Origin of the sequence: Pyrodictium delaneyi, from assembly GCF_001412615.1 — an archaeon.
Lineage (GTDB): Archaea > Thermoproteota > Thermoprotei_A > Sulfolobales > Pyrodictiaceae > Pyrodictium > Pyrodictium delaneyi.
This window is the reverse complement of the sequence record NZ_CP013011.1, coordinates 666,592-685,970: the sequence shown is the minus strand read 5'-3', so window position 1 is coordinate 685,970 and position 19,379 is coordinate 666,592. Positions and strand designations below refer to the sequence as shown.

Below are 19,379 nucleotides of genomic sequence, written 5' to 3'. Positions count from 1 at the left end.
ACCGGTTGTCCGATTTATAGCTTGCCCCGGGAGACTATGGGCTGCTCCTACATGGCGGGTTCTGGCCTTGGTCTAACTCCAGCATAGAATCGGCATGTACAGGACGTGGCTTCTCGATTGTTGTAGGGGGAAGGAGGCTATGCGGGGGCATAGTCGGGGTACTTCTTGTAGATGTAGGCTATCAGCTCGATGAGCCTCCGCTGGGCCCATTCGCGGTAGACGCGGTCCAGCTCCTCGACTATCTCTGGGGGTAGCTTCTGGCGGGCCTTCTCAGCCTCTTCCCGTCCCCTCCTGGTGAGGAAGTACCTGAACCGGGGCCCGTAGCTGGTCTCCTCCACCTCCTCCACCACGAGTCCCTCCTGCTGCAGCTCCTCTAGGACCATTAGCACCTCGTAGCTCCACGGCCCAAAGCGGTAGGGTATGAACTCAAAGCCCCCGTCGAGCTCTATGCCTCGCTTCCTAGCCCTATCCTGGGCTAGGAACAATAGCTTCATCATGCGAGTCCGGCCCTGCACAGGGCCGTTACCTAGGAGTGCTAGCACCATAAGCTTCTTCAGCCCACCAGCTTCTTCCAAGAACCTACCGCCTCCCCGAATAGCTTGTCGCAATCTACCCCGGGGCCCTGTTTTCTGAATCTAGCCACTAGCTGCCTAAATTCGCTAAACCAGCGCCTCAGGACAGCATAGTCTAGGAGCCTAGAGGCACCACGGTAGAGGAGGTAGTTTGAGAACGTGTAGAGGGCTAGGGACGCTATATAGGCTGCTAGTAGGGCGTGCTGCTCCAGCGGGACTCCGTGCTTCAATATACCCGCTGCGGCTATGCTGAGCACCAGCAGAAAAGCCCCCAGGGGCATGTTGTGTTTGTATTCTTCCCAGAGTTTTTCCTCCCTTCTCTGTGCCTCTAGGAGCGCAGCCTCTAGGAGGTCTAGGCTGCTTCTACACCGCTCCAGACTACCTAGCCTCTTATGTAGCTCCTCAAGCACATGGGGCTGTGCGAGAACCTCCTCAACAAGCTGTGCGGCAGCACTACTCTGACCCGCGCTCGCTAAGTCGTCCTTTATGTAGCCTAGCTCTTCCCGGAGCGAGGCAGCCATATTCCCCAGTATCTGGTTCGTGACTCGTACTACTTCTCTTCTGAGCTGGCTGTCTGGCATCCTCGATAACCGGGTCTTGAGGTGGACTAGAACATCGGCTAGTGCCTCGCCGAGGGTGCCCATGTTTCTCTCAGTCTCTCTCAGCATGTGGTCGAGAAGACTCTCAGCTGCCAGCAGCATGGCAGTCTTGCCGACCAGCCTCTCGTGGCTCTTTCTGAGCTCCTCTATCTCGTTCCTAGCCTTTGCGAAGTCTTCCGCCGGTATCCGGCGGAAAAACTCGAAGAACGCTGCGATAACAACGGGCAGGCTGACGTTCACTCCCTCTTCACCTTGAAGCCGTGCTCTCGCCCGTGGAAGCACTTGGGGAACTTCTTGACGCGACGCTCCATGTACTCAATGGGCTTCTTTTTCGTCTCGGGCTCCTTGGGGCTAGTCTCTCGGCCAGCTCGGGCATCATGAAGAGGAGCTGGAAAGGCCGCAACAACACGACTCCAGCCAGCACGATACCGAACACAAGCAGGTAGAGCCAGTCAAACCCAAGCCATGCATAAAGAACATAAGACAACGAGAGGAGGCCGAGAAGCATCACAGAAAACACGATAGCATACAAGCTCCTACGTTGCAAAAACACACCCCGCCCTTTAGGCGGGCTCCACCACGATCCTGCCATCCTCAACCCGGACACGGACGTAGCTAGGAGAACCAATAGCCTCAAATGCGCCCTTGGGTATGGTTAGGCGGAGCCGGCCGCCGTATGTACGGAGACGTGCCACCCCCTTCTCTACAGGGATATAGATCAGTTTTTTACCTTTGATTTGTATAGCGTATTCCCCAACAAGCTCAGTATAGTTGTTCGGGAGTGTTACAAAGTAACTGGCCCTCCCGCCTTTTGATACCTTCCTTACAAGCTCGCCGCTCTCTATAATGCTTGGTCGTATCTTGCTCTCGGCTATGCGGAGTACTTGTAGCCTGTAGGCTGGGGGGATATCGCGTAGAATATCCAGGATACTGTCGACTGCTCTCGCTATGCTGGCGCTCACTTCCGGCGCCCCCGGTGCTTCTGTGGGGCGCCGTATCACTTTTTGAGTCTCGGCAGCCATGTTCCCCAAACCTGTTCCTGTAAGCGCGAAGGAGTGCGGAGAATGGTGGGCCCGCGGGGATTTGAACCCCGGACCTCCGCCGTGTGAGGGCGGCGTCCTAACCAGGCTAGACGACGGGCCCAGCCCTTCTTTGGGCCTCCATTAGCTCTGGTTGTTCTTTGTCTGGGGGGCTTTAAGCCTTATAGCGTGTAGGCTTGTTAGCCTCCGGCGGCTGGCGGGAAGAAGGCTACTACGTCGCCGTCGTGTAGCTTCGTCTTTTCCTTTTCTAGCCATTCTATGTTTCTACCGTTGATTAGTACACGTGCCTCTTCGCTTATGCGGCCGTCTTCTACTAGTTCGCCGCGGAGCTTGGGGAATTTTTCTTCAAGCAGTTTTGCCAGGTCTAGCACGGTGGCGCCTTCTGGGAGGTCTACCTCTAGCTCGCGTGTACCTGCGGCCTCGTAGTATATGGCAAATAGCTTGACTTTCACCCGGGGCACTGTGTGCCTCCCTCCTCCCTGAGGGTGTCTGTGGGTCAGCAGAGTGGCTGGCAGTTGTTTCTGCCCTGTGTACCCACTTTTCTCCCCTCTCCCGGAAGGCATTAGTGTTATATTCAGCCGGAGTATTGCATCTATCTCGGATTGTACCCGCGGCTAGTCAGCTGGTGCAACCATGGGCAACGAGATATGGTTGTCTATGGAGAGTCTGTGGAATAGCCTGACTACTGGTAGTGTGTTTGCCGTGTTCCACTGGGATGCCGACGGTATAGCATCTGCCGCCATCCTGTTAAAGATGCTTGGTGAGCGCATTGTAGGTTTCTATCCGCCTAGGGTGGGTGTCTACTCTCTTGAGGCTCTTCCCTGGCGCCGTATATCGGAGAGCAGAGCTAGTGTCCTGACAGTGCTCGACTATGGGCTTCCCGGCACCGCTTACGAGGATTTGTCCGATATAGTGGCTCCTAGGAGTGTCGCAGTCCTCGATCACCACTTGGTCGAGCCTCCCCGGGGTGGGGGGAGGGGAGTTCTCCACTACGTGAACCCCGTGGCGCAGAGCCTTGGGGGCGAGGAGGACTGGCCGGCTACATCCTTCCTGGTCTACAGTATTCCGGGCGTCGGCGAGGCATGCGACGCGCGGAGGTGCAGCTGGCTAGCAGCCGTGGGGATAGTCGGCGACCTTGGACCCGTAATCGAGGCTAGACCTAGGGCTTACGGCACTGCCGCGAGGCTTGCAGGGAAGAGCGGCTATAGTCTACGCGATATCGCGAAGGTTGTTGAGCTTGTTGACTCTTGCTACCGGCTTCTCGACGAGGAGTGTATAGTGCATGCTGCCCAGCTACTGGGCTGGGCTAGTGGACCCCGCGACGTACTCGACGACAACCGGTTGAGCCGGGCCGCAGAGGAGGCTGCAAAGGCACTGAGAACTGCTATGGATAGGGTTCGGTACCTGTTCCAGCGCCACGGCATAATAGCATACTATGTCGAGTCCGACGCCCACGTGACATCCTATGTTGGTAGAAAGCTTGCAGCTATGCATTCTGATAGCGTGGTGCTTCTGCTACACTGGGCCCCGGGCCGCAAGAGAGGCTTTGTCTACGCACGTAGCATGCGCCACCAGCTGACGAGGGTCCTTCGCGAGCTTAGGGAGAGCGGTGTCCCGGCTGGCGGGAAGGAGCATGTACTAGCGTTTCCCGTCGAGGAGCCGGATAAGGGTCTTCTAGAGAAACTTGCAGACCTTGTAGAGCGTCACGTGTTCGGGAGGTCCTCAGCCGACGGGGGGTGGTAGGGGTCGGAGAAAGAGCGTTCTATGCGACTTTGAAGCCGTGCTTTGCTAGGAACTTCTTAACCTGCTTAGGTATCTTGGGTGCTGTCTGCTCGTGGACAGCTATGTAGACTGGCTTGCTTAGCCGGGGCCCCTCTATGAGGGCTCCGACTACGCGACCTTCACTATCGTAGAGCAGAGTTACACGGTACTTACCTACCTGGTGTTCCTCCCTACGTGCGATCTGGAGTAACACCATTCGGGCTTCACCTCCTACACATTGTAGCCCTCTAGCCTTGAGGGCCTGCTGCTAGAGGGTTAGATGTTGTGGGAGCAGAGTGGCCCAGAGGTATGTTACAGCACAGAGGTAGGTAATAGGTGCTAGCTCTCTCAGAGCGCTAGAAGCGGAGGCGCGGGGTATGCCGGAGTGCGTGGATCTGCAGAGCGGCGAGGGCCTCTGGGTCTCCGGCCCGGCACGGGTAGCCGTGGAGAAGGGAGGCGTCTATGCGAGCGGCTATACCGTCGAGGCCGGCGGAGAGGTGCTTGTCCGGGGTACACGGGGCTTCACCTTCTATGCCCGGGAGGCTTCTAGGCTCTGTGTCTATCTTGGCGCTGGGGGCAGCTACCGTGTAGTACGCGAGGGCTTCAGCATCGTTGAGGCGTGGAGCCGGTTAGTAGAGGATCTCCGGAGCCGCGGTGTCCGCCGCATAGTGGTCGTTGGCCCCGTTGAGTCGGGCAAGTCTACGCTCACAGCCTGGCTGCGTAACGGGCTGGAGCTCTGTGTAGTCGAGGCAGATGTGGGGCAGAACGAGCTAGGATTACCCGGCATGGTGGCCTACGCGCCGTGGACAGGGAGAGCCCTAGTCCTGCAGGACGTCGAGCCGGCTGGCGGATTCTTCGTCGGCCACGTCTCGGCGGAGAAGGCAGGGTTCCTCACAGTCTCTGCTGCTGTGCGCGCCTCTCGCGCATGTAGCGGAGGCTTCGTCGTGGACACTGACGGGTACGTGAGGGGCAGGGGTGCTCTCTACAAGGCTGCTCTCGCGGAGAGCGTTGGAGCAAATGTAGTCGTCGTGCTCGGCGGCCGGGAGGCCGACGAACTCGCCCGATTGCTGGCCGCGCGGAGGCTGGAGGTTGTCCGTGCGCCCAGCCCGGAGCTTAAGAGGGAGCGGAGCCGCGTAGACCGGAGGAGTTTCCGACAGAGACTTTACGCCGCCCTATTCTCGAAGAGCCGTAGTCTCGTCCTAGATGCTTCACTCGCTGCTAACATCTGCCCATATACTGTGGCCGGCGACAACGTGCTCTACAGCTGTGACTCATCACTCATTGTCGAGGCCCAGCGGAGGCCAGACGAGGGAGTGTGGTTGCGGCCAGGCTGGGCCCGTGGACTGCTCGCTGGGCTACACCTTGCCAACGGCCTGGACGAGCCCGCACTAGTCGAGCAACTTAACCTGGCCCGTGGGAGGCTCGTGGTCCGGGTACGGGAGGACGCCAACATAGAGCCCGGCAGCGTCCGGGGTGTGACCCTTGGCTGGGTCAGGCTTGGCGACAACTTCGTGGAGGAGGAGCATCTAGACCCTGGTGTCTACCCCGAGGTTGTTATTAAAACGCGTAGACGTAGAAGATAGGATGGCCTCGCTTCCTCTTCTACCTGCGCTCCCTAGCCAGTGGAGTCGATAATGCTACTACAGGCTGCAGTGGGCGAAGCATAGCCGCTGCCTGGGGTGTTATCCGGGGAGCCGCGTCAGGGAAGAGGAGCTTCCTCTGCACCGGGAGACCCCCGGCCGAATCTATCTGGTCGTGGAGTGACCTCCCCTCTGCGCCCCCGTAGCACCCCAGAGCACACGGCCCCCTAGCCCAGAAATACCCGGGAACTTCCATTCCAGGTCTTGCAGCCCGTAAACCGTAAGTTGAGGCCAGATGCCCCGGCGTCTACACGGATTGAGGAGTCATGGCGTCTAGGCGTGTACCCCGCTACCTTGAACGGTTGACCCCAGTTAACGAGGCCATACAGATAGTAACCTCACGAGTCAAGCCGGTCGAGGAGACTGTAGAAGCCCCGGTATGGGAGGCTATAGGTCTAGTTCTCGCGGAGGATGTGCGAGCGCCACACGACTTTCCGCCTCGGCCAAGGGCTGCTTACGATGGTTATGCTATACGTTCCTCCGATACGCCTGGCAGACTCCGCGTAGTAGGCGAGGCCACTATAGGCAAGGTGGACGTGAAGTACCGGGTCGAGCCCGGCACAGCCGTCTACGTATCCACGGGAGCCTATCTCCCCGATGGCGCTGACACTGTTATCCCAGAGGAGGCCGTCAGAAGAGAGGGCGACTACATAGTAGTTGAGAAGGAGTTCCCGGCCGGCAAGAACTTCGACCCTGTAGGCGCCTATGTCCGTAAAGGCCAGGTCCTCCTTCCCCGAGGCTACGTTGTAACCATGCTCGACGTGGCCGGGCTCCTCGACGTTGCCGTGACACGCGTCAAGGTGTATAGGCCTATCAGCGTTGGCATCATAGCTACTGGCACGGAGCTATTCGAGCCCGTGGACCCTGCCGAGGCTGAACAGCGCATACTTCGCGGCGAGGTTGCCGAGACTACCGCTAAGCTCATAGAATGGGCTATAGACAGGTATACCCCCTGGACAGTGGTCGAGGAGCGCATACTACTCCCAGACAACGTGGATACTATAGCCTGGTACCTCACCCGGCAGATGCGTCACCTCGATCTCGTCATCCTCACCGGCGGTACCGGGCCGAGCGATGTCGACCCCTTCTACCAGCTTGCAGAGATGTTAGACGGTGAGGTGCTCTTCCGCGGCCTCTTCGTGAAAGGCGGGAGACCCACCTCGGCCATGATACTGCCGGGTGGGCCTCTGGTACTAGCGCTCTCGGGCCACCCAGTGTCAGCACTTCATGGCTTCATAAGGCTAGTCTACCCCGTGCTAAAGCATATGGGTAACGTAGTGCGTGGCGTCGAGCCGCCTCTACCAGCTATAGCAGAGCTAGCAGGAGATATACGCGCCAAGAGGCCACAGCCCGTCAAGGTGAAGCTCTACCTGGAGGACGGTAAGCTCTACGCAGAACCACTACCCCTAGAGAGGCAGCACAGCTCCGTGACTGTGAGTAACTGTGAGGCCGACGGCCTAGCTATTGTGGAGAATCGGCAGTACCAGAGGGGCGAGCGCGTACCAGTGATGATATACCGTGAACCCGGGCAGAAAGAGGGCGAAAAGAGAGAGGAAGCCTAAGCCCTATTCTTCTTTATCGCTTCTATAACTGCCCTAGCGGATGCCACTGGGTCCTCGCTCCTCGTGATAGCTCCGCCCACGATGATTATCGCCGCACCCGCCTCGACCATAGCTGGTGCTGTCTTAGCATTAAGGCCACCCGCGACAGCCACGAGGCCAGGGAACCTCTCTGCTATCTTCTTCACTGTGCTGCGCAGCTCTGCTGCAGTCATGCCCAGCGCCTTCTGGGCGTCGATACCCACGTGGAGCTCTACTATGTCTACGCCTAGGCTTGCGAGTTGCTCCACCCGGGCCACAGGGTCGCCGACAGCTATCAGATCTGCAGCCACTACCGCGCCGTAGCGGTGAGCCTCCCGCACGGCAGCCTCTATGGTTTCGTCGAGGCTACAAGCAAGCACCGTGACTATCGAGGCCCCCGCTCTGGCCGCGAGGCCAGCCTCTAGCGCCCCAGTATCAGCAGTCTTCATGTCCGCGACGACAGGGTTTGGCCCGACTACCCTGGCTAGGAGGGTTACACTCCGGAGCCCCTCGCTCTTTATGAGGGGAGTACCGGCCTCAGCGAGCCATAACGTGTCAAGGTTTCTTCGGAGCTCTGCGGCGAGGCCTAGAGCATCTTCTAGGTTTGTGAAGTCTAGCGCTACCTGTAGGACTGGCGCCTCTTTCTCAAGCCTAGAAACTATACCGGGCTTAGACACGGCTCATACTCCTCGCAGTCGTCTGGGGTTTCCCGTTAATCCTCGACAGGGCGTAGGCCGGTACATAAGGGCTCGTTTGCCAGGGCTAGCAGGCGGGACAGGAGGTAGCAAGGGGAGGGAGGCGATCATTATTGCCTGAGAGAGTCATCGTGTCGACTCCTGCACACCTCCACGCTGGCAACATGGATCTACATGGTGGTCTAGGTCGGCTCTATGGCACAGTGGGCTTCACCGTCTCGCAGCCAAGGCTAGTGCTGGAGGCGTGGCGCTGCCCAGATACTCGCGTAGAAGGCGCTGATGCTGACCGCGCACTGCAGATAGTTGATCGACTCCAGGAGGAGTTCGGCCTGCCACACATCTGCATACGTATCCACGAGGCTATACCGAGGCACGTCGGCATGGGGAGTACTACTTCACTAGTACTGTCTATTGCCCGAGCATACCAGCTGCTATATAGCGCTGGCGTAGGCCTTGCCGACGCCGCTCTTGCCCTCGGACGCTCTACCGTGTCTGCTCTCGGCTTCTACAGCTTCACCCGAGGCGGCATGATTGTCGAGGGTGGTTTCCTTCTAGAGGAGAAGGGACGTCACATACCCCCACTCATAGCCAGGTATGAGCTACCGGAGAGCTGGCGTTTCGTCATAGCTATCCCCTACGAGCCACTACCTCGGATACTCGAGCTGAAGGCTAGGGAGGATGAGGTACTAGAGTCTATGCCCTCTATGCCGGAAGAGATGGCTATGAAGGCGTCAAGAATAGTACTCATGAAGCTTATGCCTGCCGCTGCTGAGGCTAGGCTCGAGGAGCTGCTCGAGGCGCTTGAAGAGTTCAACGGCCTCCTCGGCGAGTACTGGGCAACAGAGCAGAAGGGACGCTACTGTTGCCCGCTAGTCGAGGAGGGCATAAGGCTGCTCCACAGTCTAGGCTCTGCTGGTGCAGCCCAGTCTAGCTGGGGGCCAACTTTCTACACAATAGCACCGAGCCTCTCGAAAGCCAGAGCGATAGCGTCTAGGCTCCGAGAGTGGCTAAGCGAGAGAGGAGGCGGAGCTGTCTACATAGCCGCTCCCGACAACCACGGAGCCACCGTCATTGTGTAGCTATGATTTTCAACCATGAATGATATTCATGGAGGGTTATACGTGATGACCGGGCTTAGGAGTGCTGGCGTTGACTCGGGCACGTATAGCGTGGACATAGTAGCGATAGAGGAGACTGACAACGGGTTCCGGGTATTCTACGAGGAGGCTATACCTAGGCGTCTGGTGGTAGAGCAGCCAAGCATAATCGTGGAGAAGCTGGAGAAGCTCGTAGAGGAGGGTGTCTCATCTATAGTCATGTCTAGCGGCTACGGTGTGCCGCTGAAGCGAGCCCAAGAGGCCGCCATGGCCGAGATAAGGGCTGCTACCTTCATACACCAGGCCGACGAGGAGCGGGGGCTCCGCATCCTAGGCCTCCGCCGGGCTATGATGCTCCTTGCAGAGAGCGGTCTACCCGTCTGGTTTACGCCTGGCGTAGTGCATCTCCCGACAGTCCCTCGGTGGCGTAAGCTTAACAAGATAGATATGGGTACCAGTGATAAGGTCTATTCTGTCGCCGCAGCGTTGCGCGAAGAGGTGGAGGACAGGGGCACCCCTATAGAGAAGGCTGACCTCATAGTATTGGAGGTTGGTTACGCGTATACAGCAGCTATAGCCGTCAGCTCCGGCCGCATAGTCGACGGGATTGGGGGCTCTGCAGGCTTCACGGGATACATGGGTGCTGGCGCTTGGGACTCGGAGCTAGCCTATCTGGCTGCCTTCATCGAGCCAGGGTTCAGCAAGGAGAGGCTATTCGAAGGCGGCGCAGCAGCGCTCCTCGAAGACTCATGGCCTCCACCCGGGCCCGACACAGTAGCCAGGAGAGCCGCTGAGGGCGATATACGTGCACAAGAGGTCATTGAGGCGCTAGCAGAGTCTGCTGCCAAGGACGTGTTAGCGTTGCTCACCGCCGTCACACCCCGCCGGGTATACGTGACAGGACGATGGTGGCGCGTAGGACTCTTCCGCCAGGCGCTAGAGGAGAAGCTCAACCCCGTACTCTCGAGACTGGGCATAGAGACCACTGGGCTCAGTTACAAGGGCACAGCTAAGGAGGCGGCGCTAGGGGCCGCATTGCTCGCCAATGGCCTCGCTGGGGGCAGGTATAGCTGGATAGTGGAGGCGTTGAGGCTCCGGGAGAGCCGCGGCACGATATTCGACTACATAGTGGTCGGCGGCCTGGCCGAGAAGGCTAGGAGTTACTACGGCCTAGACTAAGCGCCCCCGGAGGAGGACTGAGAATGGCGCTCTACATAGTCGGTGCTGGTGTTTCCTCTGAGTACCTTACCCTGAAAGCCATACAGGTTATCGGAGCGGCTGACAAAGTCTACCTGGACACTTACACCAGCATCGCGCCGGGCGTTGACCGGGAGCTCGTGAGGCGGCTAAACCCCAGGGCAGAGGTAGTCGAGGCACCACGTCGCCTCCTAGAGGACGAGGCCGGGAAACTGATCCAGGAGGCCCGTGAGAAGACTGTTGTGCTCCTCGTGCCCGGCGACCCGCTTCACGCTACCACCCACATAGCGCTTTTCATCGAAGCACGCAGACGCGGTGTAGAGGCACACGTAGTGCCCGGCGTATCGGGGCTACAAGCTGTGATAGACGCTACTGGCTTGCAGGTTTATCGTTTCGGCAAGACTGTCACCCTGGTGTATCCGGAGGAGGGGTTCAAGCCCTACAGTACTGTCGAGACTATCTGGGCTAACCGTGAGAGGGGGCTCCATACACTAGTCCTCCTCGATCTTAGGCTTGACGCCGGCCATGCAATGACGATCCCGGAGGCTATCCGTATTCTTCTTGAGCTGGAGGCAGAGCTTGCAGCCGAGGAGGGTAGAGAACCCGAGATACGTGGTGCCGTAGTCGTTGGTGTCGCTAGGGCTGGTACTAGTGAGCAACGTTGCATTGCAGGCACTGTGGAGGAAGTTGCGGCTGCTAGCTATCCGCCGCCACCACATAGCCTAGTAGTAGCTGCACCAAGACTTCACCCGGTGGAGGAGGAGGCCCTCGAGGTACTCTGCGGCTGCAAGACATGCAGGGAGAAGGGCAAGGCCTAGAGAGGCGGAAAACACCTTGACACTACTACATGTGTGTTGGAGGCTGTTCCTGCTCCTCTATATACTCGCAAGACTTGGGCAACATCATCAGCATGGGCCCTGCGTCGGTCGGATCCACTAATATAGCCGCTACTGGGGCTTCCTCCCCGTCGACTACCACGCGGAGCTTGTACAGTTTTACATCTGCCCCCGTCTCCCCCGCATAGGCTATTGCTGCCAATCCCCAGTAGTGATCTACCTCGAGATCGCCTATAGCTATGCGGCCACGGTTAACCCGGAACTCGTTGACCTCTACTGCCTCACCAGCCTTGAGTACAGCTTCTATGTTCTCCTTACCGAAGGTAGCTAGGAGGCAGCCCTCGAGCACTATTACTGGTACAGCTGAATCGCCGGTCTCGAGGGCTGCCACACCCAATGTGTAGAAGTGGCAGACTATCTGGCCCGAGTCAGGGTCTATAGCGCCCCTCATCTGCAGGAGGACGTCGAACACGCTGTAGGGTATGCTGAAGTACTTCGAGCTGTCTAGCTTGAGCTTCACAGCCCCTCCGCCCTCTATAGCCAGCTCTCACGTTCCCTGGCCTACTGGGGCGTTGAAAAACAACTCACTCCAGGGAGGTTGTCACGCAACACGCAGCAGGTAGTACAGTATTGTGTCTACGTCAGCTATAATGTAGCTGAGCCTAGTGTACTCGTTCGGCTGATGCGCGGTCTCGTCACACGTCATCCATACTAGTGCCTGGTACCCGCGTCTGCGCAGATACCTGGCTACTGTCCCACCACCTATCCCTATCGGCTTCGGCTCCAATCCTCTCGTTTCACGTATAGCTCGAAGGAAGCCCCTGACGAAAGGATGCTCCGTGTCGGTAGGCTTACCGGCGTCATCGGCCGCGACGACATCTACCTCGACCTGTACCCCGGTTCTCGCCGAGAACCCGTAAGCCGCTGCCCTGACAGCATCTAACACCTTTTTGATGCTATATCTGGGTAGTATCCTCATATCCCAGTAGACTTGGTCCACGCCAGGTATCGTGTTTATGTTGTCAACATTAGCATCCTTCCTGGTGGGTTCAAAAGTCGATACAGGAGGCTCAAAGACTTCATCGTATTCGGCGAACTGCGAATGCAGCATGCTGTCCAGCTCCAGGTTGAAAATCATGCCGAGACGGTGGGCATTGAGCCCTGTGTGTGGCATACTCGCGTGAGCTTGGCGGCCACGGACTGTGACCTTTACCCATAGTATATGCTTCTCAGCTACTATGACCTTTGCGCCGTCTGGGCTTCCCGCATCAGGTACTAGGAACCAGTCAGTTTCTGGCCCACCGAAAGCCCTCTTTTCGAGGAGGTACTTTAGCCCGTAGCGGCTACCTGTCTCTTCATCGCTAACCAACGCTATTCCTAAGTTTATCCGTGGCTCGAGGCCATGCTTTACGAGGTACCAAACCACCGCAAGCGCCGTCACTATACCCTGCCCGTTATCCTCAACACCTCTCCCATACACCTTGTCCCCATCAACCACTACCGTGTAGGGGTCAGTTCGCCAAAGACCCCGGTCGCCCTCCGGTACGGTGTCAAGATGCGCCACTATCCAGAGCGTATGACGTGTGTCTTTGCCAGGGAGAATTGCTAAAATGTTAGGTCTCAAACCACCATCGGCTCTATCGTCATGTGCGTCTACTCTCTCAGTTTCTAAACCGAGTTCAGACAGTTCTTTTTCCAGTACTTCAGCCCTTCTTAACTCCCCAGCGCCGCCAAGGTCAGGAGGTATAGCCTTGACAGGTATGAAGCTCTTGTAGAGTCCGAGTATATACCCTCTCAGCTCCTCCATGTCCTTGTCTGCGAGTATACGGGCACGAGCCACGTCTACACACCGAGAACCGTATCCGGGACGTTGCTAGGCTAGATACGCTATCCGGCCCTACACTGAAGACTTCAGTGCGTTGCATTGCACGACATTTTTCGTGCCCTACCCTCTCTGCCTACATTCCCGGACGACATCGTGTCAGCGTCAATCTACAACGACAATACTCTAGAGTGGTTCCAGATACACCACTAGGAGCGGGGATAGAGGACGTCTTGCTACCCCACGAGCTTGCAGCACGCTACATAGTTCCACCGCTAAAGGCTATCGTTGCTAGGATACTTCGCGACAAGGGCATGGGACAGGAGAAAATAGCTAAGCTTCTCGGCGTATCACAGCCAATGGTGAGCAAGTACCTCCGAAAAGACGTAGAAGAGCTTCTGAAGGAGCTTGAGGAGGCCGGTACACCAAGAGAAGAAGCCTGGGCTGTAGCCGAGGTCCTAGCTTCACAGCTACTCCGAGGCGACTACGGCGGCTATTTCTCCCTCTTCACGAGTTATGTCAATAGCCTACTCTCCCGCGGCGCTCTCTGTAGTCTCCACCACCGCGTAGACTCCAGGCTTCCGCCGGACTGTAGCGTGTGCACCACACTGTTCCAGCCAGGCAGCGATCCATTCATACTCGAAGTTGCTGAAGCTGTTGAGACGTTCAAGGGTACGCCGGGCGCTGAGAGATTGATACCCAACGTCGGCTCAAACATTGTCGTGGCCAAGCCCGGTGCGTCCACGATAGCTGAAACTGTTGGGCTAACGGGGGCGCTCGTTCGGGCCGGCGGCCAAGTGGTGGCAGTGGGAAGCCCTGCATATGGAGGTAGTAAACATACAGCCAGCATACTCTTACTTGTTAAACGTCGCTGGCCTGACCGTAGGGCAGCTGTTGTCATAGCATATAGTCCCGGCTGCGTGAAGAAGCTGAAAGAGAAAGGGCTAAACGTGATAGAGGTGGGGCCGCACAGCAGCCCTCAGAGTCTACTCTATGATATAGCTGAAAGTATTTCTAAAGTAGAAAAGCCGGTAGATGCTATAGCCGATCTCGGAGGTCACGGACTTGAGCCGGTTATATACGTCTTCGCTCGTAGTGCGACAGAGGCTGTAGAGGTTGCATTCACGTGTCTCGAAGACGGGGGCTAAGGCTAGTATACACGCTCGGTCATAGTAACCGGACAATAGGAGAGTTCATGTCGCTGCTCAAGCTTTATCATATTGTTCACGTAGTAGATGTTAGAAGGTTTCCTGGAAGCCGACGGGTCCCCTGGTTCAACAAGGAGGTTCTTAGGGAGACTCTACTTAGCCGCGGGATAGGGTATACATGGCTCGGGGATCTACTGGGAGGGTTCCGTCCAGGCGGTTACGAAGCCTATATGGCTACCGAGGATTACCAAAGAGGGATAAATAAACTCATAAATATTATAGAGTCAACGTCCGGCCCTGTCGCTATTATGTGTAGAGAGAGGTACTGGAGGCGATGCCACCGCCGTTTCATAGCCAACACACTGGTTTACATGGGATACCAGGTGGTCCACATAATTGATGCCGATAAGGCCGAGCTACATCCTCCACAGTTGTCTAGTGGCGAGGACTAGGCTCTTCTGTGTAGAAGTCTTCACCGCCGGCTAGTACTTGCTGTAGCGCTGCATAGACATCGTCTAATCCATATCCAGAGAGCGCTGATACAAATCTGATAGCAGCTGGGGTTGTAGAGCCCTCGGGGGCAAGAGCCTCGAGAGTCTTAGCGGCAGCCTCGGCCATCAATGGGTCCATTCCTCTGGCCACAAGCGCGTTGTAAAGGTTCTCTGGACTGTTAATTTGTTCCTCTATCTCGTCCATCTGCTCGGGTTGTAATAGATCGGCTTTGGACACCGCATTTACCTGTGGGAGCCCTAGCCTAATCCGGGTAGAAAGAGCGAGGAAGAGGCTAGAAGCTAGGCTTCTGGGGTTCGATGCAAAGACTGCATCAAATATGAAGAGCGTGGCTGCCCGACTATCTTTGATTATCTCTCGTACCACATAGGGTCCGGTGTCACGGAAGGCAAAGAGCTCCATTTGGCCGGGTGTGTCAATGAGAATGTAGTTTGCTTGAGCGGCTTCTATGTCAGAACGTATTTCATCTACATAGTCTATGAGCATGTCTATAGATGCTACCAGAGCGCCGTTGGGCCCGAGTCGGTGTTTCTTCATAACAGCCCTTGCATCCACGTATTCACGCACATCAACATCAGGCTCGTAAGGAAGCCACTCCGCCGCCGGGTCTAGGTTCACCCGGGCGACGCCTAGCTCGTTAGCTTCAAGCCAATCGCCAAAGGCATCAACGAGATGTGACTTACCGCTACCTGCCGGCCCGACAACGACTACGAAGAACATCTGGCTCTAGACACCCCTCCCGAGCTTCTAGACTCCCATACTCGCCCTTAGGCGCCTGGGGGTAATGTACTGATGAGGAGTTATCTAGGCCGCTGAGGAGGCCTAGCGCTTATTATCGCCACACTTGCGGCTTTGCCTGGGGGCCCGGAACCCTTGCCCGATGACAGGCAGGGAGAGAGGCTCGTACCGGTAAGAGTCTCTGCCTTGAGAGACCTGGCTAGGATAGCTGCTAGCATCGTAACTCTAGGACAGCCAGCATACCTAGTGAGATTCCCTGGCAAGAATGGCGGCAAGGTTTATGGAATCATAGCTGTGCTACGGGACTACTACAAACTCTATGGATTGCCAATGCTCTACTATTATATCGATGGTGATGGTAGTTTAGGTGATGGGAATTACTTGCTTGTAAAGGTTGATGATCAAGGCGAACACATCGAGGTCTCACGGAGTACCAGACCCGGCTGGATAGCAATACCGATAATAGACTTGGCAGAAAAACCGCCATTCTTCCCCGAGAACGTTTAAATCAAGATGAACTGTACAGAGGCCCTTCCTCCACACTTCAAGGTCTCTATAGGCTGCATAGGAAGCAGTGGAAGCAGTAACACAGCTCCCCTGGGTTTAAACCTTACCCTCTACACACCATAATGCTACTCTCCGGTGAGCCTCAGAGATGCGACTCGTAACAGTCAAGATGCCTGAAACATACCTTGAGGGTCTCGACGAGCTCGTGAAGATGGGTAGGTATAGCAGCCGTAGTGAGGCCATAAGAATAGCTGTCCGTGAACTCCTGAAACGAGAACTGTGGGGTATACCAGAGCATCCTACTGGTTTCGAGCTGACTCCGAGAAGGGAGCCACGCCGTGTAACAATCTAGGCAAGATGCCCTCCTTGCCATCCATAACCCCTCCCAATGGCCCAGTCTTTTTGAGCCACGAAAGTTTAATGAAGAGACAATTTACTCCTCACCAATTCTACCGTAAAATCCTCTTGAACTACTCCCATCATTATTGCCAGCGCCATAGTTTTACCCTTCCTATAGTCTGGTCATATTCTGGGGTGGCAAAGAGGACGTGATAGAGATAGTAGCTGCCGCAGGTGTAGTCATAGGTTTCATCTACGCGCTTACACAGAAGAAGAGCCTACGCGAAGCCGTCATTTACGCTTTCGCTGGCGGCGTTATACTCCCCATAGTGTATATGGTCGCAAAACTAGCTGTAACCGTAATAGTGTTCCTCATGAAGATCCTAGTGCTCATAGCTATACTGGCTTTGCTCTATACACTTCTCCGGGGGTTCCTACGCGAAGTTCGGGAAGGCTATAACAGAGCAAAAAGACCGTAAGAGGTATTGAGCCCCCCTCTACGAGTACAAAACACCATAAGACCTCTAATACCTCTATACCAATGCTATCTCGTAAGTGGATGGGAGCATAAAAGCCATGAAGGTTGCCAGGCGTCTCGCCTCCTATGCCCCTTTTCTAGCTCTACTAGCATTATTGCTAGTGATGCTAGTAGCTAGCCCAGTCGCTGCCGAGCAGAAGAGCTTAGTCATAGTAATCAAAGTTAAGGGCGTAATTGATGGAGCAACCCGCGACTATGTAGAGCGTAGCCTAGACTATGCAGAGAAGGTTGGAGCAGACGCGCTGGTAATCGAGCTGGATACCCCTGGTGGAAGCCTTGAGGCCGCGTTAGACATAGCCACGATGATAGAGAACTCGCATATACCAGTCATAGGCTTTGTCACCGGGAAGTGGGCAGTAAGCGCGGGCACAATGATACTCATGTGCAGCCATTATGCCGTAATGGAGCCCGGTACTATTATTGGTGCTGTACAGCCTGTAGCACTAGGCCCTTCCGGCGAATACACCCCTATCAATGAGTCTAAGGTGCTAAACCCTGTCTATAAGAAGATCGAGGCATGTATGAAGCTTCATAACCGCAACGCTACGGTTGCCAGGCTCTTCGTCTACCAGAACCTAGTACTCGACGCACAGGAAGCCCAGCAAATGCATGTAGTAGAAGCCATCGCACACAATGTTTGGGAAGTATTGACCGAAAGTAACGGCACGATCGTAAACACCGGGGCTGGGCCGGTTCGTCTCCTCTTTTTAGACCCGGAGATAGAGTACTACGATATGCCGCCAGGCCTCTTGCTGGCACATATACTCTCCGATCCACTGGTTAGCTCTATAATATCTAGCATAGCCATGCTAACCATCTTAGCTGCCTTAGCGTCTGGACATCCCGTACTCATCGTTGTAGGTATAGCGCTTATGCTGCTAGGGCTTTTCGGCCTCGGGCTGAGCGCTAGCTTAGTGTCAGTTGTACTGTTCGTAGCCGGGCTAGTATTGTTGATAATAGAGCTAGCAGCCATACCGGGCTTCGGTGTTGTAGGCTTTACAGGTATTGCGTTGATGCTAATAGGTCTTTTCGTAATGTTTACAGGCAAGCCAGTATATCTGGTCAGCGAGAGCCTACAAACCGCCTTCTATATTCTTCTAGCAGTATTGCTACCTCTAGCGGGACTAATGGCTGTTGTAGTGTATAAGGCTGTACAAGTATGGCACCGGGAACCCGTCTACAAACCTTCAATGACAGGCAAAAAGGGACACAGTCTAGACTATATACCGCCCGGTAAGGATGGCTTTGTAATGGTTGAAGGAGAATACTGGAGAGCACGAAATGTTGGAGATAAACCCCTTAGTCGTGGAGACAGCGTGCTGGTTATCGGCAAAGAGGGGTCCATTCTCTTGGTCAAACCTCTCGAGGACTCTTCTGACACTACATCCACAACAACAAGGTAGCCGGTATTATTCACGTAATATTTCGGGAGAGAGAAATATTAGTTTTATATCTGCGATAGCTGTTGCCGGAATAACACTATAATGAGGTTAAGACACATTCTACCCTATAAAAAGCAATTAATATTGCTGGATGCATGTAAGTCTACAGTGTGAGAGGGGGTTAGGGGTGGCCCAGTATAGGCTTACTATGTCGCAACGCGAGGTACTAGAGGCGCTCATCAGGCTTTACGAACAGAAGCGTCGCCTCATAAAGAGCAAGGAGATAGCTGAGCTTATAAACCGTGATGAGGGAACTGTACGTAACATCATCCTTAGCCTCAAGAGCCTAGGCCTTGTAGAGTCCAAGACCGGGCCTAGCGGAGGTTATATGCCAACACTCAAGGCGTATGAAGTCATGAAGGGAGCTGTCACACAAATGCCTGTTAAGCTCCGCAAAGACGGCGAGGAGCTAGACATAACGGTTGTCGGCATAGAGGTTCTCGATATACTGAACCCGGAGGGCGGTAGAGCAATCCTTCGAGTCCATGGCGATGTAAGAAGGTATGTCCGGCCTGGCGACCATATAGAGATTGGGCCTGCACCATTCGCCGGCGTTAGGATAGAGGGTGACGTTATACATATAGACCCAGCAAGTGGCCAGATAAGCATCAAGATAACCCGTATGATAAGCGTGCCCAAGGCTCCCGTGATGGAGGCTGCATCACGCAACCCGATAACAACCACACCTGATACTCCTATAACAGAACTAGCCAAATTACTCTCCGAGAAGAGGATTCGCGGTGTACCTGTTGTAGAGGATGGACGTCTTGTCGGGATAATAACTCAGACAGATCTTACACGTGCTCTGGCAGAAGGCAGAGTAGACGCTACCGTCAGAGACTACATGTCCACTCCTGTGATAACCATCAGGGAAACCGATGACATCAACCACGCTATAGAACTCATGAACAAACACGATATAGGCAGGCTTGTCGTTGTAGATTCCGCAAACAACGTAGTAGGCATGATAACGAGAACTGATGTACTCAAGTTCATCGCTGGTCTAAAGAAGTAATTAATACCAAAAACATCTTTATGTTAATTAAGCTTTCTAACGCTTGATAAGTGTAATGGGTATTACGCATAGATGTATCTAGAGTATTTGGTTTTAGTACAATACATTTTCTATACTGCTTTGCCTCAGTGCTTAGCGGCATGTTTTAGGGGTTCTAGCTAATCAACGCCCTTTGGGGGGTCAATGAGGAATACTCCCCAGCAAGAGCCATATAGCGATGATGTTAATTCCTTTAGCCGAGGCCCCATCACACGAGAGTACACTGTATCTCTTGACTCCACGTGACTAAACATATATTAGGTT

Annotated in this window: 24 protein-coding genes and 1 tRNA gene; 13 read left to right on the top strand and 12 right to left on the bottom strand. The window is 55.3% G+C overall.

What is annotated here, in order from left to right:
- Window positions 1–137: 137 nt before the first annotated feature.
- The 6 genes from Pyrde_RS03525 to Pyrde_RS03505 all read right to left on the bottom strand — a co-directional run bounded on the left by Pyrde_RS03525 (window position 138) and on the right by Pyrde_RS03505 (window position 2,672).
- A complete protein-coding gene (locus Pyrde_RS03525; RefSeq protein ID WP_055408241.1) occupies window positions 138–575 on the bottom strand; it encodes a hypothetical protein in 438 nt (145 codons plus the stop codon).
- Entirely contained in the window at window positions 554–1,411 is an 858-nt protein-coding gene (locus Pyrde_RS03520; RefSeq protein ID WP_143522053.1) for a hypothetical protein, read from the bottom strand. The genes Pyrde_RS03525 and Pyrde_RS03520 overlap by 22 nt, the downstream gene beginning before the upstream one ends.
- 7 nt (window positions 1,412–1,418) lie before the next feature.
- Window positions 1,419–1,718, bottom strand: a complete 300-nt coding sequence (locus Pyrde_RS10890) for a hypothetical protein (RefSeq protein WP_156327988.1) — start codon at window positions 1,716–1,718, stop codon at window positions 1,419–1,421.
- A 16-nt stretch (window positions 1,719–1,734) separates the two neighbouring features.
- Window positions 1,735–2,133 (bottom strand): hypothetical protein, encoded by a 399-nt coding sequence (locus Pyrde_RS03515; protein ID WP_143522055.1) that lies wholly within the window; start codon window positions 2,131–2,133, stop codon window positions 1,735–1,737.
- A 103-nt stretch (window positions 2,134–2,236) separates the two neighbouring features.
- Window positions 2,237–2,314 (bottom strand) — tRNA-Val (locus Pyrde_RS03510).
- A gap of 76 nt (window positions 2,315–2,390) precedes the next feature.
- Window positions 2,391–2,672 (bottom strand): ubiquitin-like small modifier protein 1, encoded by a 282-nt coding sequence (locus tag Pyrde_RS03505; protein WP_055408235.1) that lies wholly within the window; start codon window positions 2,670–2,672, stop codon window positions 2,391–2,393.
- A gap of 172 nt (window positions 2,673–2,844) precedes the next feature.
- On the opposite strand from Pyrde_RS03505, the gene Pyrde_RS03500 reads away from it, so the two are divergent.
- The gene (locus Pyrde_RS03500) at window positions 2,845–3,954 is read left to right on the top strand and encodes a single-stranded-DNA-specific exonuclease RecJ family protein (protein WP_055408233.1); all 1,110 of its coding nucleotides are present in this window, start codon (window positions 2,845–2,847) and stop codon (window positions 3,952–3,954) included.
- Window positions 3,955–3,973: 19 nt separating this feature from the next.
- Here Pyrde_RS03500 and Pyrde_RS03495 read toward each other — a convergent pair whose 3' ends face one another.
- Window positions 3,974–4,189 (bottom strand): hypothetical protein, encoded by a 216-nt coding sequence (locus Pyrde_RS03495; protein WP_055408231.1) that lies wholly within the window; start codon window positions 4,187–4,189, stop codon window positions 3,974–3,976.
- A gap of 160 nt (window positions 4,190–4,349) precedes the next feature.
- On the opposite strand from Pyrde_RS03495, the gene Pyrde_RS03490 reads away from it, so the two are divergent.
- Window positions 4,350–5,555: a Clp1/GlmU family protein gene (locus Pyrde_RS03490; RefSeq protein ID WP_082419446.1), complete on the top strand. Its 1,206-nt coding sequence runs from the start codon at window positions 4,350–4,352 to the stop codon at window positions 5,553–5,555.
- Between the two features lie 19 nt (window positions 5,556–5,574).
- Here the strand turns inward: Pyrde_RS03490 and Pyrde_RS10955 are convergent, their stop codons facing one another.
- The gene (locus tag Pyrde_RS10955) at window positions 5,575–5,697 is read right to left on the bottom strand and encodes a hypothetical protein (protein ID WP_257640420.1); all 123 of its coding nucleotides are present in this window, start codon (window positions 5,695–5,697) and stop codon (window positions 5,575–5,577) included.
- A 181-nt stretch (window positions 5,698–5,878) separates the two neighbouring features.
- Here Pyrde_RS10955 and Pyrde_RS03485 point away from each other — a divergent pair, with 181 nt between their 5' ends.
- A complete protein-coding gene (locus Pyrde_RS03485; RefSeq protein WP_082419445.1) occupies window positions 5,879–7,174 on the top strand; it encodes a molybdopterin molybdotransferase MoeA in 1,296 nt (431 codons plus the stop codon).
- On the opposite strand, the gene Pyrde_RS03480 is transcribed toward Pyrde_RS03485, so the two are convergent.
- Window positions 7,171–7,869, bottom strand: coding sequence for an orotidine 5'-phosphate decarboxylase / HUMPS family protein (locus Pyrde_RS03480; RefSeq protein ID WP_055408225.1), 699 nt, complete (start codon window positions 7,867–7,869; stop codon window positions 7,171–7,173). The genes Pyrde_RS03485 and Pyrde_RS03480 overlap by 4 nt on opposite strands.
- A 131-nt stretch (window positions 7,870–8,000) precedes the next feature.
- On the opposite strand from Pyrde_RS03480, the gene Pyrde_RS03475 reads away from it, so the two are divergent.
- The 3 genes from Pyrde_RS03475 to dph5 are packed head-to-tail and all read left to right on the top strand — an operon-like array spanning window position 8,001 to window position 10,999.
- Window positions 8,001–8,966, top strand: a complete 966-nt coding sequence (locus Pyrde_RS03475) for a beta-ribofuranosylaminobenzene 5'-phosphate synthase family protein (protein WP_055408223.1) — start codon at window positions 8,001–8,003, stop codon at window positions 8,964–8,966.
- A gap of 45 nt (window positions 8,967–9,011) precedes the next feature.
- Window positions 9,012–10,163, top strand: a complete 1,152-nt coding sequence (locus Pyrde_RS03470; protein WP_055408221.1) for a DUF1464 family protein — start codon at window positions 9,012–9,014, stop codon at window positions 10,161–10,163.
- A 23-nt stretch (window positions 10,164–10,186) separates the two neighbouring features.
- Entirely contained in the window at window positions 10,187–10,999 is an 813-nt protein-coding gene (gene dph5, locus Pyrde_RS03465; RefSeq protein WP_055408219.1) for a diphthine synthase, read from the top strand.
- A 25-nt stretch (window positions 11,000–11,024) separates the two neighbouring features.
- On the opposite strand, the gene Pyrde_RS03460 is transcribed toward dph5, so the two are convergent.
- Both Pyrde_RS03460 and Pyrde_RS03455 read right to left on the bottom strand, forming a co-directional pair.
- Complete coding sequence (locus Pyrde_RS03460) at window positions 11,025–11,537, bottom strand: hypothetical protein (RefSeq protein ID WP_055408217.1); 513 nt, start codon at window positions 11,535–11,537, stop codon at window positions 11,025–11,027.
- A gap of 81 nt (window positions 11,538–11,618) precedes the next feature.
- A complete protein-coding gene (locus tag Pyrde_RS03455) occupies window positions 11,619–12,857 on the bottom strand; it encodes a M20 family metallo-hydrolase (protein WP_231656785.1) in 1,239 nt (412 codons plus the stop codon).
- A gap of 215 nt (window positions 12,858–13,072) precedes the next feature.
- Here Pyrde_RS03455 and Pyrde_RS03450 point away from each other — a divergent pair, with 215 nt between their 5' ends.
- Both Pyrde_RS03450 and Pyrde_RS03445 read left to right on the top strand, forming a co-directional pair.
- Window positions 13,073–13,987 carry a thiamine-phosphate synthase family protein gene (locus Pyrde_RS03450; RefSeq protein WP_156327987.1) on the top strand — a complete coding sequence of 305 codons (915 nt, stop codon included), beginning with the start codon at window positions 13,073–13,075 and terminating at the stop codon, window positions 13,985–13,987.
- Complete coding sequence (locus Pyrde_RS03445; RefSeq protein ID WP_197272729.1) at window positions 13,966–14,439, top strand: DUF488 domain-containing protein; 474 nt, start codon at window positions 13,966–13,968, stop codon at window positions 14,437–14,439. The genes Pyrde_RS03450 and Pyrde_RS03445 overlap by 22 nt, the downstream gene beginning before the upstream one ends.
- Here Pyrde_RS03445 and Pyrde_RS03440 read toward each other — a convergent pair.
- Entirely contained in the window at window positions 14,423–15,217 is a 795-nt protein-coding gene (locus tag Pyrde_RS03440) for an ATP/GTP-binding protein (RefSeq protein WP_055408210.1), read from the bottom strand. The genes Pyrde_RS03445 and Pyrde_RS03440 overlap by 17 nt on opposite strands.
- Window positions 15,218–15,370: 153 nt before the next feature.
- On the opposite strand from Pyrde_RS03440, the gene Pyrde_RS03435 reads away from it, so the two are divergent.
- The 5 genes from Pyrde_RS03435 (at window position 15,371) to Pyrde_RS03415 (ending at window position 19,076) form a co-directional block, all read left to right on the top strand.
- Window positions 15,371–15,742, top strand: a complete 372-nt coding sequence (locus tag Pyrde_RS03435) for a hypothetical protein (protein ID WP_055408209.1) — start codon at window positions 15,371–15,373, stop codon at window positions 15,740–15,742.
- 148 nt (window positions 15,743–15,890) lie between these two features.
- Window positions 15,891–16,094: a ribbon-helix-helix domain-containing protein gene (locus tag Pyrde_RS03430; RefSeq protein WP_055408206.1), complete on the top strand. Its 204-nt coding sequence runs from the start codon at window positions 15,891–15,893 to the stop codon at window positions 16,092–16,094.
- A 196-nt stretch (window positions 16,095–16,290) separates the two neighbouring features.
- The gene (locus Pyrde_RS03425; RefSeq protein ID WP_055408204.1) at window positions 16,291–16,560 is read left to right on the top strand and encodes a hypothetical protein; all 270 of its coding nucleotides are present in this window, start codon (window positions 16,291–16,293) and stop codon (window positions 16,558–16,560) included.
- Window positions 16,561–16,657: 97 nt separating this feature from the next.
- Window positions 16,658–18,022 carry an NfeD family protein gene (locus Pyrde_RS03420; RefSeq protein ID WP_143522232.1) on the top strand — a complete coding sequence of 455 codons (1,365 nt, stop codon included), beginning with the start codon at window positions 16,658–16,660 and terminating at the stop codon, window positions 18,020–18,022.
- 166 nt (window positions 18,023–18,188) lie between these two features.
- A complete protein-coding gene (locus Pyrde_RS03415) occupies window positions 18,189–19,076 on the top strand; it encodes a CBS domain-containing protein (RefSeq protein ID WP_088172074.1) in 888 nt (295 codons plus the stop codon).
- The last annotated feature ends 303 nt before the right edge of the window (window positions 19,077–19,379 follow it).

Coding starts and splice junctions, on each gene's coding strand:
- Pyrde_RS03500 (WP_055408233.1), top strand. CDS start 2,845: ATGGGCAACGAGATATGGTTGTCTATGGAGAGTCTGTGGAATAGCCTG.
- Pyrde_RS03495 (WP_055408231.1), bottom strand. CDS start 4,189: ATGGTGTTACTCCAGATCGCACGTAGGGAGGAACACCAGGTAGGTAAG.
- Pyrde_RS03490 (WP_082419446.1), top strand. CDS start 4,350: ATGCCGGAGTGCGTGGATCTGCAGAGCGGCGAGGGCCTCTGGGTCTCC.
- Pyrde_RS03485 (WP_082419445.1), top strand. CDS start 5,879: ATGGCGTCTAGGCGTGTACCCCGCTACCTTGAACGGTTGACCCCAGTT.
- Pyrde_RS03470 (WP_055408221.1), top strand. CDS start 9,012: ATGACCGGGCTTAGGAGTGCTGGCGTTGACTCGGGCACGTATAGCGTG.
- dph5 (WP_055408219.1), top strand. CDS start 10,187: ATGGCGCTCTACATAGTCGGTGCTGGTGTTTCCTCTGAGTACCTTACC.
- Pyrde_RS03440 (WP_055408210.1), bottom strand. CDS start 15,217: ATGTTCTTCGTAGTCGTTGTCGGGCCGGCAGGTAGCGGTAAGTCACAT.
- Pyrde_RS03430 (WP_055408206.1), top strand. CDS start 15,891: ATGCGACTCGTAACAGTCAAGATGCCTGAAACATACCTTGAGGGTCTC.
- Pyrde_RS03420 (WP_143522232.1), top strand. CDS start 16,658: ATGAAGGTTGCCAGGCGTCTCGCCTCCTATGCCCCTTTTCTAGCTCTA.